General features: G+C 66.2%; 13 protein-coding genes. 5 read left to right on the forward strand and 8 right to left on the reverse strand.

Going from position 1 to position 14,690, the window contains the following annotated elements; genetic code table 11:
* Positions 1 to 42: 42 nt before the first annotated feature.
* Together DBZ45_RS00885 and DBZ45_RS00890 are read right to left on the reverse strand one after the other, a co-directional pair.
* Positions 43 to 984: a carbohydrate ABC transporter permease gene (locus tag DBZ45_RS00885; RefSeq protein ID WP_111902104.1), complete on the reverse strand. Its 942-nt coding sequence runs from the start codon at positions 982 to 984 to the stop codon at positions 43 to 45.
* A gap of 10 nt (positions 985 to 994) precedes the next feature.
* Positions 995 to 1,945, reverse strand: coding sequence for a carbohydrate ABC transporter permease (locus DBZ45_RS00890; protein WP_111902172.1), 951 nt, complete (start codon positions 1,943 to 1,945; stop codon positions 995 to 997).
* A gap of 215 nt (positions 1,946 to 2,160) precedes the next feature.
* On the opposite strand from DBZ45_RS00890, the gene DBZ45_RS00895 reads away from it, so the two are divergent.
* Positions 2,161 to 3,375 (forward strand): Gfo/Idh/MocA family protein, encoded by a 1,215-nt coding sequence (locus tag DBZ45_RS00895; protein WP_111902105.1) that lies wholly within the window; start codon positions 2,161 to 2,163, stop codon positions 3,373 to 3,375.
* Positions 3,376 to 3,389: 14 nt separating this feature from the next.
* Positions 3,390 to 4,409: a LacI family DNA-binding transcriptional regulator gene (locus DBZ45_RS00900; RefSeq protein ID WP_111902106.1), complete on the forward strand. Its 1,020-nt coding sequence runs from the start codon at positions 3,390 to 3,392 to the stop codon at positions 4,407 to 4,409.
* Positions 4,410 to 4,420: 11 nt separating this feature from the next.
* On the opposite strand, the gene DBZ45_RS00905 is transcribed toward DBZ45_RS00900, so the two are convergent.
* The 5 genes from DBZ45_RS00905 to acs all read right to left on the reverse strand — a co-directional run bounded on the left by DBZ45_RS00905 (position 4,421) and on the right by acs (position 10,648).
* A complete protein-coding gene (locus tag DBZ45_RS00905) occupies positions 4,421 to 5,200 on the reverse strand; it encodes a DeoR/GlpR family DNA-binding transcription regulator (RefSeq protein ID WP_111902107.1) in 780 nt (259 codons plus the stop codon).
* A gap of 44 nt (positions 5,201 to 5,244) precedes the next feature.
* On the reverse strand, positions 5,245 to 6,156 hold the full coding sequence (locus DBZ45_RS00910) for a carbohydrate ABC transporter permease (RefSeq protein ID WP_111902108.1): 912 nt from the start codon (positions 6,154 to 6,156) through the stop codon (positions 5,245 to 5,247).
* Complete coding sequence (locus DBZ45_RS00915; RefSeq protein WP_111902109.1) at positions 6,153 to 7,124, reverse strand: carbohydrate ABC transporter permease; 972 nt, start codon at positions 7,122 to 7,124, stop codon at positions 6,153 to 6,155. The genes DBZ45_RS00910 and DBZ45_RS00915 overlap by 4 nt, the downstream gene beginning before the upstream one ends.
* Before the next feature lie 15 nt (positions 7,125 to 7,139).
* A complete protein-coding gene (locus DBZ45_RS00920; protein WP_111902173.1) occupies positions 7,140 to 8,450 on the reverse strand; it encodes an ABC transporter substrate-binding protein in 1,311 nt (436 codons plus the stop codon).
* 185 nt (positions 8,451 to 8,635) lie between these two features.
* A complete protein-coding gene (gene acs / locus DBZ45_RS00925) occupies positions 8,636 to 10,648 on the reverse strand; it encodes an acetate--CoA ligase (RefSeq protein ID WP_111902174.1) in 2,013 nt (670 codons plus the stop codon).
* A gap of 403 nt (positions 10,649 to 11,051) precedes the next feature.
* Between acs and DBZ45_RS00930 the strand changes: the two genes are divergently transcribed.
* The 3 genes from DBZ45_RS00930 to DBZ45_RS00940 are packed head-to-tail and all read left to right on the forward strand — an operon-like array spanning position 11,052 to position 14,308.
* Positions 11,052 to 12,647, forward strand: coding sequence for a hypothetical protein (locus DBZ45_RS00930; RefSeq protein WP_111902110.1), 1,596 nt, complete (start codon positions 11,052 to 11,054; stop codon positions 12,645 to 12,647).
* Positions 12,648 to 12,656: 9 nt separating this feature from the next.
* Positions 12,657 to 13,634 (forward strand): endonuclease III, encoded by a 978-nt coding sequence (gene nth, locus DBZ45_RS00935; protein WP_223256861.1) that lies wholly within the window; start codon positions 12,657 to 12,659, stop codon positions 13,632 to 13,634.
* Positions 13,631 to 14,308, forward strand: a complete 678-nt coding sequence (locus DBZ45_RS00940) for an NUDIX hydrolase (RefSeq protein ID WP_111902111.1) — start codon at positions 13,631 to 13,633, stop codon at positions 14,306 to 14,308. The genes nth and DBZ45_RS00940 overlap by 4 nt, the downstream gene beginning before the upstream one ends.
* A 14-nt stretch (positions 14,309 to 14,322) precedes the next feature.
* Here DBZ45_RS00940 and DBZ45_RS00945 read toward each other — a convergent pair whose 3' ends face one another.
* Positions 14,323 to 14,514, reverse strand: coding sequence for a YegP family protein (locus tag DBZ45_RS00945; protein ID WP_111902112.1), 192 nt, complete (start codon positions 14,512 to 14,514; stop codon positions 14,323 to 14,325).
* Between the last annotated feature and the right edge of the window lie 176 nt (positions 14,515 to 14,690).

Here is a 14,690-nt window from a genome sequence, read left to right on the forward strand (position 1 = left end):
TCTTTCCGTTCGGGATGGGTGGAGACAGGAGGGAGCGGGTGCTTACTTGATTCCGGAGAATCCGATGGAGTTGACGATCTTCTTGCCGAAGGCGGCGAAGAGGACCAGGACAGGCAGCGCCGAGACCAGGGTGGCGGCCATGAGGCCGGACCAGTCCGGTGCCCCCTGCGGGGACTGCGACTTGAAGACGCCGAGCCCCACCTGAAGGACGCGTACCTCGTCCTGGGATCCGACCAGCAGGGGCCAGAAGTACTCGTTCCACTGGCCGATAAAGGTCAGCAGGGCGAGGGTGGCGATGGGTGCTGCGGCGTTGGGGAGAACGATCTGGAAGAAGATGCGCAGGTGCTTGGCGCCGTCGAGCATGGCTGCCTCCTCAACTTCACGTGACATGTTCAGGAAGAACTGCCGGAGGAAGAAGATGGCGAACGGAGTCATGAATACGTACGGCAGGACCATCCCGAGCATGGTGTTGAGCAGGTCCAGGTTTTTGATCAGGAGGAAGTTGGGCAGGGCGGTGAAGATCGGCGGGACCAGCATGGTGCCCAGGAACAGGCTGAATACAGCGTTCCGGCCCTTCCAGCGCAGCCGGGCAAAGGCGTAGGCAGCCATTGCGCTGAAGAACACTGCCCCGGCGGTGGTGATGGAGGAGAAGACGATCGAGTTGCGCAGGTACAGCCAGAAGTCGATGGCGGCACCGGAACCGCCCTCCGCGACGGCGTCGGCGGGGCTCTGCAGCCCGAAGACGCGCATGAAGGCGCCAACGGTGAAGTCTGCCGGAAGCAGGCTGGCCGACTGCGTAGCCAGCGCTCCATTGGTGGACAGTGCGGTGCGGAACACCCAAAGGAACGGGAGCACGGAGACGGCGATGGCGAGGGCCAGCAGGGCCCAGGCGCCCGCGCGGCGGGCGTTGAAAGGACGACGGCGGGTGGTTGCGGGGCGGCGTGCGGCGGCCGGCTGCGGCGCGCGGCTGGTGGTGGTGGTCATGCGGGACTCCTTAGTCCAGGTCCGACTCGTTGCCCTTGAGGAACTTCATCTGAATGAAGGCAACGAGGGCGAGGATGAGGAAGAGGATGACGGCGATGGCGGACCCGTAGCCGAAATCCGACTCGGTGAAGGCGCGCTGGTAGATGTAGTACTGGATGACGCGGGTGGCGTTGACCGGTCCGCCCTGCGTGGTCACTGCCACGGTGTCGAAGACCTGGAAGGAACCGATCACGGTGACGACGAGCACCAGGACCAGGACCGGGCGAAGCAGCGGCATGGTGATCTTCCGGAAGGTCTGGAACGGTGACGCGCCATCCAGTTTGGCCACCTCGTAGAGGTGCTGCGGGATGGCCTGGAGGCCGGCGAAGATCAGCAGGGCGGTGTAGCCCATGTGCCGCCACGTGTTGATCAGGGCCTGCGTGGGAATGGCCCACTCCTCGCTGCCGAAGAACGCGACACGGGGGAGGCCTGCCCATTCGATGAACTGGTTCACGATGCCGATCTGGTAGTCCAGCATCCAGAACCAGAGCAGTGCCGCGATGACGTTGGACATCAGGTACGGCAGGAGCAGGGCGCCCCGGACAAGGGTGGACTTGGCCACCCTGTCCATCAGGAGGGCCAGGCCGAGGGCCAGGACCGTCTGGAGCACGATGTTCATGAGGACGTACTGCCCTGTGACGGCCAGGGAATTCCAGAACAGGGGATCCTTGGCAATCGCTGCGTAGTTGTCGAGGCCCACCCACTCCGGGTCGCCGAGGATGTTGTACTCCGTGAAGCTCAGGTAGATCCCCCGGATGGTGGGCACCACGTAGAAGAGGACGAAGCCGATCATTGCCGGGGCAATGAAGAAGAGTGCGATCTTGAGGTCGCCGTACCGGCGGAGGCCGCCTCGGCGGATCCTGCCGGGCCGCGCCGAACGCTGATCGCTGCTGGCTGCAGGGTTCTTAGTAAGGGTGGTCATCATCGACCCTTCCTGGGTGTGTGATGGAACTAACAATCGCCATCAAATCTACGCGAGTAGACAGTGGGGTGCAAGGTGTTTTTCCGCTTGATTACTGACTTTAATCTCTGCAGCGTTGTAGACGTTGACTCGAGTAGATTCCACTGTAAGACTGTGGCGTAAACAAGTGCGCGCACCGGAAGACGGTGCCGACCATGCCTAGGAAGGCAGGAACAATGACGTTTTCAATCGGTGTAGTCGGGGTGGGGCAGTTCGGTGGCCAGTTCGCCCATCTCTTCAAGCTCCACCCCGGGGTCAGTGAGGTCTTCGTCGTGGACGAGCGGGCGGACCGCGCGGCCGAGGCGGTCGCTCAGTACGGCCTAGCCGGTTCCATTGGCACCTTCGATGAACTGCTGGCGTCCGACGTCGACGCCGTCGCCATCTTCACGCAGCGGTGGACCCACGGACCGCTGGTGGAGCGCGCCCTCCGGGCCGGAAAGCATGTCTACTCGGCCGTGCCCATGGCCGTCACCGAGGACGAGATCGCGAAAATCATCGACGCCGTCCGTGAGACCGGCAACGTTTACATGATGGGTGAGACCAGCTACTACAACCCGGCCACGGTGTATGCGCGCGAGCAGCACGCGGCCGGCCGGTTCGGAAGGGTGTTCTACTCCGAAGGCGACTACGTCCACGACATGGACCTGGGCTTTTACGACGCCTACCAGTACAGCGGCGGGGAGCGCTGGAAGGAAACCGCCAGCTACCCGCCCATGCTGTACCCGACCCACGCGATCGGCGGTGTCCTCGGCGCCCTGCCGTCGCATGCGGTGAGCGTCAGCTGCGTCGGCGTGAAGGACGACCGTCAGGACGGGGTGTTCGACAAGGACATCAGCATGTTCGGGAACGACTTCTCCAACGCCACGGCCCTCTTCGAACTGAACGACGGCGGTGCCATGCGGACCAACGAGATGCGCCGGGTGGGCTATCCCTCGCATATCCGCGAGTCCCGCTTCCGGTTCTTCGGCACCGAGGCCAGCTTTGAGCAGCTGGCCAAGGTGACGGTGTGGCAGGACAAGGCCAACGTCCATGACATCTCTGAGCAGGTGGAGTCCCGGCCCAGCGTGTCCCTGGACGATCCGTCGCTCGCAAACGTGGCACCCGAACTGCGGGACGCCTTTGTGTCCGGGCTGGCGCCGGTGCATGACAGCAGCAGGCTGCCGGAGGAGTTCCGCGGTGCCCCCAACGGCCACGAAGGCAGCCACCAGTTCCTGGTGGACGACTTTGTCACGGCCGTGAACACGGGGTCCCTGCCGCCGGTCAACGCCTGGACGGCCGCAAGGTTCACCCTGCCCGGCATCGTGGCCCACGAGTCCGCCCGGCGGAACGGCGAACGGCTGCCCATCCGCGACTTCGGCGACGCTCCGGCCACGGTTCAGGACGTGCTGTAGCTAGCATGGACACTATGACCATTCCGGCAGCGCCCGCCCCGCGGACCCAGGTGACCCGCAAGGATGTTGCCCGGTACGCCGGGGTGAGCACCGCCGTCGTCAGCTACGTAGTGAATGGCGGGCCGAAGAAGGTGGCACCCGCCACCGAGGCGAAGGTCCAGGAAGCCATCCGGCAGCTGGGCTACCGCCCCAACGCGGCTGCGCGGGCCCTGAAACTGGGGTCCAGCGAGACGATCGGTCTGGTCATTCCGGACAACAGCAACCCGTTCTTCTCGATGCTTGCCCACGCAGTGGAAGACGCGGCGGGGGCGCTCGGGTACGCCCTGGTGCTGACCAATTCGGATGGCAACCTCGCCAAGGAGCGCCGGAACATCCGGAACCTGGCAGCCCGGCAGGTGGACGGCGTGGTGCTTGCCAGCGTCCTGTTCGAACCTGAGCTGGCCGACCTGGAGGCCGCTGAGATCCCGTCCGTGCTCCTGAGCCACAGCGGGAGCTCGGCCGGCGTCACCACGGTGGGCGTGGACCTGGCCAAGGGGGCCCGCACCGCCGTCGAGCATTTGATCAGCCACGGCCACACCAACATCGGCCTGGCCATGGGCACCACCACCGGCAACGAAGCGGACGCCCGCGAAGAGGGCTGGGTGCAGGCGCTTCGGAATGCCGGCCTGCCGGAGGGCCCCATTGCCCGCAGCGCCTTCACGCGGGTTGGCGGCTACGCGGCAGGGCAGCGGCTTCTGGCGTCGGGGCACCGGCCCACCGCCATCTTCGCCAGCTCTGACATGCAGGCCATCGGCATCCTCCGCGCGCTCCACGAGGCAGGCCTGTCCGTCCCGGGGGACATCGCACTGGTCTCCTTCGACGGTTCGGAGGACGCCGAGTACTCCTGGCCGACGCTGACCACGGTGGAGCAGCCCGTGCGCGACATGGCCGAGGCGGCGGTCCGGGCACTTGTTGGCGCGGACCGGGGCGCTCCGGCCCAGCACCGCGTCTTTCCGACAAAGCTCCTGGTCCGACAGTCCTGCGGCTGCCCGTAAGGCTGGACGAATTACACCAGCCTCAGCCGGCCCACCCGGTCGCGGAGGATCCGCTGGGCGTCAGGGGACAAGCCCGCGTCGCAGATCACCTCGTCGGCCTCCTCGAGCTTGGCGATGGTGCTGATTCCCTGCGTGCCCCACTTGGTGTGGTCCGCCAGGACCACCACCTTGCGGGACGCTGCGATGAAGGCGCGGTTGGTTTCCGCCTCCAGCAGGTTGGGCGTGGTGTAGCCGGCATCCGCGTCCATGCCGTGCACCCCGAGGAACAGCAGGTCCAGGTGGAGCTGGCGGAGCGCCGCCGTCGCGATGGGACCCACGAGGGCGTCCGACGGCGTGCGCTCGCCGCCGATGAGGATCACCGTGGAGGCGTGGCGCCCGGACCCCGCCGAGGCATGGTGGAAGAGGTCGGCGATCTTCACCGAGTTGGTCACCGCGGTGATCCGGGGGCCGTTGGCGAGTTCCTTGGCCAGCGCCCAGGTGGTGGTGCCCGCGCTCAGGGCCACCGCCATGCCCTCGTGGACCAGCGCGGCGGCCTCCAGGGCAATGGCGCGCTTCTGCGCGGTCAGCTGGGTGGACTTCAGCTCGAACCCGGGCTCATGCGTGCTGGCATCCCCGGGCAGCTTGGCACCGCCGTGGATCCGTTCCACCTGCCCGCTCTCCTCCAGCATCTCGATGTCGCGGCGCACCGTCATCAGGGACACGCCCAGCTGCTGGGCCAGATCCGACACGCGGACCACCCGCTCGCGCCGGACGGCGTCCACTATGGACTGGTGGCGGGCCGCGGGAAGCATCGGGATCCTTTCAGTAGGCGAAACCTGGTACTGCCCATCATCGCCTAGCCCTTGCTGGAACCAAGAGTCAGGCCCGCAACAAACTGCCGCTGCAGGAGCAGGTAGACGATCAGGGTGGGGATGACCGTGATGACTGCGCCGGCCGCCAGCAGGTTGTAGTTGTTCAGGAACTCGCCCTGGAGGTTGTTGATCGCGGTGGTGACGGGCAGCCGGTCGCCGCTCTGGATGAACAGCAGGGGCCAGAAGAAATCGTTGTAGATGAAGATGACTTCCAGGGTTGCGAGGGCAGCAAAGGCCGGCCGGCACAGCGGCATGATGATCTCCCGGTACTGGCGCCAGATCCCGGCACCGTCCACGAGTGCGGCCTCGGTCAGGTCCGCGGAGAGCGCCTTCATGTAGTTGGACAGCACGAAGGTGCAGAATCCCATCTGGAAGGCCATGTTCACCGCGATGACGATGATGTACGTGTTCAGCATGTTGCCGGAGTCGCTGAAGGAGTAGGGCACCTGGAAGTGCTTGGCCATCTCGAACAGCGGCGCCGCCAGCACCTGGGGCGGCAGCAGGTTCCCCGCCGTGAACATGATGAGCAGCGTGACGTTGAACTTCCAGCTGACCCGGCTGACGGCGAACGCCATCATGGAAGCGAAAAAGAGCACCAGCAGCACGGCGGGGACGCAGATGATCACCGAGTTCCAGAGGTATTTGGCGAAACCGCCCTGGGACCAGGCCTGGATGAAGTTGTCGAAGTTGAAGTCGCCGGCCAGGCTGAAGTAGCCGTGCTCATTGGTGGAGGCAATCGGCCGCAGGGCGGTGAACACGGCCCAGACCAGGGGAATCAGCCACATGACCGCCATGGCCGTCAGGAAGATATGCGTGCCGTAATGCCGTTTCGGCCTGCTGCCGGATCGGGTTGCCGGCCGGCTCGTGGCCGTGCCGGGGGAGACGGCGGCGCTCATGCCCTGTTCTCCCTGCCGAAGGTGCGGCTGAGGTAGAACACGATGGGAACGAGGGAGATGACCAGCAGGACCACGGCAAGGGCGGATCCGACGCCGATCACCTGGCCTTCGCCCACGAGGTTCTGGATCACCAGCGCGCTGAGGAGCTCCAGGCCGTTGGTGCCGCGGTTAATGACGTAGACGACGTCGAACGCCCGCAGCGACTCGATGATGGTGATGACGACGATGACGATGTTGATGGGCCGCATGGCAGGAAAGACCACACGGAAGAAGGTCTGCGCAGCGTTGGCGCCGTCGATGGCGGCGGCTTCCTTCAGGCTGGGGTCCACGCCCTTCAGGCCCGCCAGATACAGCAGCATGACATAGCCCGCGTGACGCCACGTGGCGGCGACCATGGCTGCCCAGATGTTTATTGAGGAATCCCCGAACCAGTCAACGGCCTGCGGCGTCCCCGAGGTTCCGAGCAGGAAGTTCAGCAGGCCGTTGTCACGCTGGTAGAACAGCTGCCAGATGATGCCGATCAGTGCCAGGGACAGCATCACCGGCGTGAAGAAAATGCTCTGGTAGATTCTGCTGCCGCGGATCTGCTGGTCCAGCAGCACTGCCAGCAGCAGGCCCAGCGGGGTGGCCACCAGGGCCAGGAACGCCAGCCACAGCATGTTGTGCTGGATGGCAGGCCAGAACGGCGGGTAGTCCTGCGAGATGTACTGGTAATTGTCGCCGCCCGCCGGCCTGATGTCGCCCAGCGCCAGGCCGTTCCACCGCGTGAAGCTCAGCCCGACGGACATCACCGTGGGCAGCCAGATGAAAACCAGTTGGATCAGGGTGGGAAGGCCCACCATGAGCGACAGAACCACCTTGTCCCGTCTGGAGAGCCGGCGGACCTTGCCGCTGCCCACCCGCTTCGCCGGAGTCCCGGACGGAGCCCGGGACTCCGGCGGGACGAGGTCTCTTGCTGTTGCGCTCATGAGAGTCCCCGGCTGCTACTGGGCGGCGTACAGTGACTTGGCCTGCGCCTCAAGGTTCTTGACGTCCATCTTGCCGTTCTTGAGGAAGGTCTGCAGGGCCGGAATCATGACGTTGTTGGCCATGGCGGGCAGGGCGTCCCGGTCGAAGAACTGGCTGATTGACTTCGCCTGCGCGATGGTGTCTGCGCATTTCTTGTTCAGCGGCGTGAACTTGGAGGTGTCCGCGCCCTTGGCCGTGGCGATGTTGGAGGCGTCCACCGAGGCGTAGGTGTCCTGGCCCTCGGGGGTGCCGATGTATTCCATGAACTGGTGCGCAGCTGCGTTCCCGCCGCCTTTCGTGGACAGCAGCAGCCCGTCGATGGGTGCCTCCACCGCATCGCGACCTTCGGTGGCGATCTCCGGGAACGCAAAGAAATCGATGTCCTTCAGCACCGCAGGATCGGTGAACTGCTGCGTGACGAAGGAGCCGAGCAGGTACATGCCTGTCTTCTTGGCAGCCAGCGCTCTCGCCGCGTCCTGCCAGGTCTGGCCGAGAGCCGCCGGATCCTGGAAGGGCAGCAGGGCGGACCAGGTGTCGAAGACGTCTGTCACCTTCTTTTGGTCCCAGGACTCCTTGTGGGCGCACAGGTCCACGTGGAACTGGTAACCGTTGAGGCGCATGTTGATGTAGTCGAACGTGCCCATGGCGGGCCAGCCGTCCTTGTCCGCAAAACCGATCGGGATGATGCCGTCGGCCTTCATCTTGGCCGCCAGGGTCTTCAGGGCATCGAAGGTTTCCGGCACCTCGTAACCCTTGCTGGCCCACACGCTCTTCCGGTAGAAGAAACCCCACGGATAGTTGTAGTTGGGGACGAAGTACATTTTCCCGTCCGGGCCGGTGGACGCCTTCTTCAGGGCGTCCGAGAAGTTGCCCCCGATCTTGGCCCAGACGTCATCAACCGGTGCCAGAAGCCCCTTGCTGGCATAAAACTGCATCCTGTATCCGGCGAACCAGGTAAAGGCGTCGTCCGGCGAGCCCTGCAGGTACGAGTTGATCTTGTTCTGGAAGTCGTTGTGCGGCACCACGTTGGTCCGGACCGTCTTGCCCGTCTTCTGGGTGAAGGCATCGGTGACTGCCTCGTACGCCTTCTTGGGAACTTCGTCGGAGGAACCTGAGCCGAACGAGAGGCCGGAGGATTCCGAGCCTCCGGCGGACGGTCCGCTGCCGCCGGTGCACGCCGCCAACAGTGGCACGCCCGCCAGGCCGGCGGCACTCACGCCAATAGTTTTGAGGAATGTCCGCCGGGCCGGCCCGGCTGTGGTTGACGTTTCCGGATGTGCTGCCATGATCTCTCCCGGGATGGAGCCTTGTGACATCTGTCACATATCAATGACTATAACCTTGCAAAAGGGAACAGGAAAGATCGCAAAAGAACACGCGGGGTTCCGGCGGCGGGACCTCCTCAGGAGAGCAAAAAGGAGGGCCCGCCCGGCGCTGAACTGCGCTCCGGGCGGGCCCTCCTGTGGCTCCGCTACTTCTTCAGGGACGCCGCGATCTGCTGCATGACGGTGTTGTCGGCAAGCGTGGTTGCGTCTCCGACGTCGCGGCCCTCGGCCACGTCCTTGAGGAGGCGGCGCATGATCTTGCCCGAGCGGGTCTTGGGCAGTTCGGGCACCACCAGGATGGTCTTGGGCTTGGCGATCGGTCCGATTTCCTTGCCGACGTGGTTGCGGAGGTCCTGGACGATCTCGTCCCCGGAGTCCACGGCATCGCCGCGGAGGATGACGAACGCGACGACAGCCTGGCCGGTGGTTTCGTCGGTGGCGCCAACGACGGCGGCCTCCGCCACGGCCGGGTGGCTCACCAGGGCGGACTCGATTTCGGTGGTGGAGAGGCGGTGCCCGGAGACGTTCATGACGTCGTCCACCCGGCCCAGGAGCCAGATGTCGCCGTCCTCGTCCTTCTTGGCGCCGTCACCGGCGAAGTACATGGTTTCGAAGCGGGACCAGTAGGTGTCCTTGAACCGTTCCGGGTCGCCCCAGATGCCGCGCAGCATGGCCGGCCAGGGTTCGCGGATCACCAGGAAGCCGCCGTGCCCGTCCGGGACCGACGCGCCGTTCTCGTCCACGACGTCCACGGCGATGCCGGGCAGGGGCACCTGCGCGGAGCCGGGTTTGGTGGCGGTCACGCCGGGCAGGGGGGCGATAATCTGCGCGCCGGTTTCGGTCTGCCACCAGGTGTCCACGATCGGTGCGGGGTTTTGCTTGCCGCCGTTTCCGCCGATGACGTCGCGGTACCACATCCAGGCTTCGGGGTTGATGGGTTCCCCGACCGAACCCAGGACCCGGATGGAGGAGAGGTCGTACTTGTCCGGGATGTCCCGGCCCCATTTCATGAAGGTACGGATCGCGGTGGGGGCGGTGTAGAGGATGGAGACCTTGTACTTTTGCACGATCTCCCACCAGCGGCCCTGGTGCGGGGAGTCCGGCGTGCCCTCGTACATGACCTGGGTTGCGCCGTTGATGAGCGGCGCGTAGGCGACGTATGAATGGCCGGTGACCCATCCGACGTCGGCCGTGCACCAGTAGACATCCGTTTCCGGGTGCAGGTCGAAGACGGCCTTGTGGGTGTAGGCGGTCTGGGTGAGGTAGCCGCCGGTGGTGTGCAGGATGCCCTTGGGCTTTCCGGTGGTGCCGGAGGTGTAGAGGATGAACAGCGGGTGTTCGGAGTCGTGTCCGACGGCGGTGTGCTCGGCGGAGGCTGCCCCGACGGTGTCTGCCCACCAGTGGTCCCGGCCCTCGTGCCAGTCCACGTCCTGGCCGTTGCGCTTGACCACCACGACGTTCTGCACGGTGTGGCCCTCCTGCTCGAGGGCGGCGTCGACTGCGGTTTTCAGGGCACTGGGCTTGCCGCGCCGGTAGGTGCCGTCAGCGGTGACCACGAGCTTGGCCTCGGCGTCCTCGATCCGGGACCGGAGCGCGTCGGCGGAGAAACCGCCGAACACCACCGAGTGCACCGCACCTATCCGTGCGCAGGCTAGCAGCGTGATCACGGCCTCGGGGATCATCGGCAGGTACACGGCCACCCGGTCGCCCTTGGCCACGCCCAGGGACTCGAAGGCGTTCGCGGCCTTCTTCACTTCCTCGGTCAGTTCCGCGTAGGTGTAGGAGCGGGAATCGCCCGGCTCGCCCTCGAAGTGGATGGCAACCCGGTCGCCCAGGCCGTTCTCCACGTGCCGGTCCAGGGCGTTGTACGCGGCGTTGACCTCGCCGCCGACGAACCACTTGGCGAACGGCGGGTTGGACCAGTCCAGTGCCTGGTCAAAGTCCTTGGACCAGGTCAGGAGTTCGCGGGCCTGCTTGGCCCAGAATGCTGGCCGGTCGGCTGCTGCCTCTGCGTATACGTCGGCGCCCACCACGGCGTCGGCGGCGAACTCCTCGGAAGGAGCAAACTTACGGTTCTCATGCAGCAGGTTTTCAAGAGCATCGCCCTGCTGGCTGGTGGTGGCAGCGGTGGCCGTCGAGCCGGGGGTGTCCTGGGACATGGTGAACCTCATCATTCATCGATCTTTCCTGCGCGGTGCGCCGGTCCCGGCCACTGCCCCGCCGCTGCACGGCGTCGGGCAACGGCCCGTCACGGTTAAACCGCAAAGAGCTGTTCCGAGACCAGACTAGCGCGTCCGGCATCCGCGCGTGGGCGGCGTCACATGAGGAGCCGTGAGCGGTGTCCATTTAGCGGTGAATGGTTCTGTGGGAGGCCGGTGCCGCTTCTGTAAGCGCGCCGCACCGCGGCCAGTCAGCTAGTGAAGCACCCTCCACTTGGCTAGGCTGAGATGGACTCGTGACAGGGGCCGGATGCAGCCAGACCGCTTGTGGTCAGGCTCCGGCCGTAAGGCGGAACCACGCAGCGGACACCCGTCCGGGCGCCGCCACGCTAAGGAGAACAGAATGAATCAGCAAAGCCAGGGCCAGCCGGGCCCGGCCCGGCAGGACCCAGCTCAGCCGGGCCAGGGCCAGGCGCCGCTCGGGGCGGGACCGTCCGGGCGGCCGGAAGCACACAATGCGGCGCCGAATTTCATGAAGCAGCAGGGTGTGCGGAATGAGGCCGTTGCCGGACCTTTCACCGTCCGGGACCTGACCGTCTTCGCGGCCACCCTTGTCCTCTTTATCGCATCCCTGATTCCGATGTTCGCTGTGCGCTACAACCTGTGGAACCTCGGAAGCCTGTTCTTCCTGGGGCTCGGCGTGGTGCTGCCGCTCATTGTTGCGGCGTTGTTTGTGGCCCGCCGGCTCGCCCCCGACACGAAGGTCCGCATCGGGTCCCTTTCGGTGGACCAGTTCGGTTCCGTGGTGGCCTCGTTCGCGGTGGCCTTCTTCTTCCTGTCCGTTGCCGGCGCCTACACGCCCAGCCTGCTCGTGGGCCTGATCGGTTCCCTCGTGCTGCTGGCCGCCACTGTGCTGGCCCGGTTCATCCCGTTCTTCGCCGGCGACTTCCTGGACCGCCCCGACGCCCCGGCCCACATTATGGCGCGGGACTCAGCCGTTCCCGTGCGCAAGCCCAAAGCGCCCAAGGAGCCGAAGCCTGCCGCTGCCAAGCCGGGTGCTGGTTCCACTAAGGGGGCTGTTGCGGCGGGTGCTGGGGCCGGCGCCGCTGCCGCTGGCGCCGCCGTCCCAGCGGGTCCTGAAGCCCGCGGCCCTGTTTCCTCTGGTCCGGTTTCCTCCGGGCATGTTTCCCACGGTGCGACGGCGGTCGGCCAGACGGGCAAGGGTGCCGCCCAGGCCAGCACCGCCGGTGCCGTAATTCCCGGTGCTACAGCCGACATTGCCGGAACCGCCGGTGCAGCTGCTGCCGGTGCTGGGAACGGCGGCGCAGGAACCGCCGGCGCAGCGCCGGCCACCGGGATGTGGCCCGGCGCTAACGCCGCGAGTAGCGCTGCAGCGTCGCCGGAAACGGGACAGGCCGCCGTCGTTCCTTCTGCGCAGACTGTGGACGCGGCCGCGCAGGGGGGTACAGTGCCGTCCGCAAAAGCCGACGCGGCCGCGCAGCGGACCGCGGAAGCCGAGCAGACCCAGCTTGACGGAGTCACGGCCGCCCCGGCGGCTGCCGCAGGAGCGCCGGCAGCGGAGGCGGCTGCCACCGGGGCGCCCGCAGCGGAAGCCCCCGTCGCAGAAGGCAAGTCCGGCGCTGCCGGGCGTGAAGCTGCGGAAGAGGCTGCGCGGGCTGCCTCTGCCACGCCTGCCACCGCCGTCCACCCGAGGGTGGATGTGCAGCAGCAGGTGCGGTCGCAGGAACCGATCGGTGCCACCGTCGATCCGGCAAGCTGGCCGGAGGAGTCCGAACATGAGCAGGTTCACGAGGCCTTCTGGTTTGCCGTGGCCCAGCACCGCACTGCCGTCGATGAGCGCACCGGCGCACCGCTGTTCGGCATCGAACCCGGAGGCTGGGTCTTGGCACTGGAAGACCGCGGGGACGAATTCCTGGTCCAGCACACGGATGGCCGGGTGGGTGTCCTGCGCGACCTCAGCAATATCGAGCGCGGCTAGCCGGCCGCCGTGGCCGATTCCGCTTCGCGCCGGCGCGGCACGCCGGGCATCCCGGTGGCACCTGCTTCCGGGGACGTTCCCACGGGCGTGTCCGGGGAGGCCCCCGCGGACATGGCCGCCGGGGCTCCCGCGGGCGTCTCCGGGGACGCTCCCGCGGATACCCTCCCCGCCGGAAGTGGGCCCGGGGACAGCCCGCGGGCCCGCTCGGGCGAGTCGCCCCTGGCCCTGAAGCGCCGGGCGCGCAGGATCAACCGGGCCCTCGCCGAGCAGTACCCGTACGCCCACGCCGAGCTCGACTTCCGGAACCCTTTCGAGCTCCTCGTAGCCACCGTGCTTTCCGCGCAGACCACGGACGTGACGGTCAACCTGATCACGCCGCTGCTCTTCTCCCGCTTTCCAGACGCGCGCGCCATGGCGGAAGCGGACACCGCGGAGCTGGAAGCGATCATCAAGCCGACCGGGTTTTTCCGCGCCAAGACGAGGAATCTCCTCGCGCTGGCCAACCGCGTGGTGGACGAGTTCGACGGCGTGGTGCCCGGGCGGCTGGAAGACCTGGTGACGCTGCCGGGCGTTGGAAGGAAAACGGCGAACGTGGTGCTGGGCAATGCGTTCGGCATCCCCGGAATTACGGTGGACACCCACTTCGGGCGACTGGCGCGGCGCTTCGGCTGGACGGAGTCTGATGACCCGGTCCGGATCGAGTCCGACGTGGCGGAACTGTTTGAGCCCCGGGACTGGACCATGCTGTCCCACCGCGTGGTCTTTCATGGCCGGAGGGTGTGCCATTCCCGCAAGCCGGCCTGCGGGGCCTGTGCCGTGGCCAACTGGTGCCCCAGCTTTGGCTCGGGCGAGACGAACCCCGCCAAGGCCGCGAAACTGCTGAAGTACGAACTGGCGCCCGGAAGCGAGGAGCTCCTGGCGAGGCTGCTGGCCGAGACCCACCGCGCCGCCGAGATCCGGATGGAATCGCAGCGGAGGACGCCATGACAGCGCGCCAGGACCTGGTGGACCTCGTCCATTCAATCAGGGCTGGTACCGGTCCTGCCCGGAATCCCTACTGGCGCAGGCTGACCGTTGACGAGTCCGTTGCCCGTAAGGCGGCCGTCCTGATCCTTTTCGGCGCCCTGGACGACGTGCCTGCAGCCTCCGGCAAGCCGCTCGTTGCTGCCGACTTGGACGTCCTGCTCCTGGAACGCGCCCACACCCTCGACGACCATCCAGGCCAGGTGGCCTTTCCCGGCGGCGGCATCCACGTGGGGGAGACGCCGGTGGAAGCCGCGCTTCGGGAAGCGGAGGAGGAAACCGGGGTGGACCCGTCCGGCGTCGAAGTACTGGGTGCCCTGCCGGAACTGGCCCTCCCGCGCGGAAACTTTCTGGTTACCCCGGTCCTGGCCTGGTGGGCCTCCCCGTCGCCGGTCCGGGTGGTGGACTACGGCGAGTCCGCCCAGGTCTTCCGGGTGCCGGTCCGCGACCTGCTGGACCCCGAGAACCGCACCATGGCTGCTGTGACGCGCATGAACCAGACGTTTCAGAGCCCGGCGTTCAACGTGAACAGCCTGGTGGTCTGGGGCTTTACGGGCATGATCCTGAACGAACTGTTCGACCAGCTCGGCTGGGCCGTTCCCTGGGACAGGACCAGGCTTCACCCTCTGGACCTCTAGGCGCTACTGCGGTTTTAGTGCTGCGATTTCCGCAGGTCCACCACCAGGCCGGTGGCGGCGTTTTCGCGCAATGCGTTGATGCCGGCCACTACCCCCGAAACGCTCTTGAACCGCGGCGACTCTGCCACGATGTTTCCGTCCCCATCGATGAGACGGAATTTGTAAGACTGATCGCTGTCCTGGTGAACTTCAAACTTGCCCGCCATTGGCGTGGAAACCCCCTGCTGATGCTTCGTCGCACGTGCCGGGCCAACTTATTGCCACTGCCCGGCCACCATAGAGCGTAGTGGCCCACACCACACGAAGCGAACTACTCGCCGGTACATTACTCAGTACAACCCCATGTTCCCTGTGCGGCGGATGTGACTTTTGTTTCCGCTGG

Source organism: Arthrobacter globiformis (assembly GCF_003261175.1).
GTDB lineage: Bacteria > Actinomycetota > Actinomycetes > Actinomycetales > Micrococcaceae > Arthrobacter > Arthrobacter globiformis_A.

Bases quoted from the DNA above. Each gene is read 5' to 3' on its own strand.
- DBZ45_RS00885 (WP_111902104.1), bottom strand. From the start codon at position 984: ATGACCACCACCACCAGCCGCGCGCCGCAGCCGGCCGCCGCACGCCGC.
- DBZ45_RS00890 (WP_111902172.1), bottom strand. From the start codon at position 1,945: ATGACCACCCTTACTAAGAACCCTGCAGCCAGCAGCGATCAGCGTTCG.
- DBZ45_RS00895 (WP_111902105.1), top strand. From the start codon at position 2,161: ATGACGTTTTCAATCGGTGTAGTCGGGGTGGGGCAGTTCGGTGGCCAG.
- DBZ45_RS00900 (WP_111902106.1), top strand. From the start codon at position 3,390: ATGACCATTCCGGCAGCGCCCGCCCCGCGGACCCAGGTGACCCGCAAG.
- DBZ45_RS00905 (WP_111902107.1), bottom strand. From the start codon at position 5,200: ATGCTTCCCGCGGCCCGCCACCAGTCCATAGTGGACGCCGTCCGGCGC.
- DBZ45_RS00910 (WP_111902108.1), bottom strand. From the start codon at position 6,156: ATGAGCGCCGCCGTCTCCCCCGGCACGGCCACGAGCCGGCCGGCAACC.
- DBZ45_RS00915 (WP_111902109.1), bottom strand. From the start codon at position 7,124: ATGAGCGCAACAGCAAGAGACCTCGTCCCGCCGGAGTCCCGGGCTCCG.
- DBZ45_RS00920 (WP_111902173.1), bottom strand. From the start codon at position 8,450: ATGGCAGCACATCCGGAAACGTCAACCACAGCCGGGCCGGCCCGGCGG.
- acs (WP_111902174.1), bottom strand. From the start codon at position 10,648: ATGTCCCAGGACACCCCCGGCTCGACGGCCACCGCTGCCACCACCAGC.
- DBZ45_RS00930 (WP_111902110.1), top strand. From the start codon at position 11,052: ATGAATCAGCAAAGCCAGGGCCAGCCGGGCCCGGCCCGGCAGGACCCA.
- DBZ45_RS00940 (WP_111902111.1), top strand. From the start codon at position 13,631: ATGACAGCGCGCCAGGACCTGGTGGACCTCGTCCATTCAATCAGGGCT.
- DBZ45_RS00945 (WP_111902112.1), bottom strand. From the start codon at position 14,514: ATGGCGGGCAAGTTTGAAGTTCACCAGGACAGCGATCAGTCTTACAAA.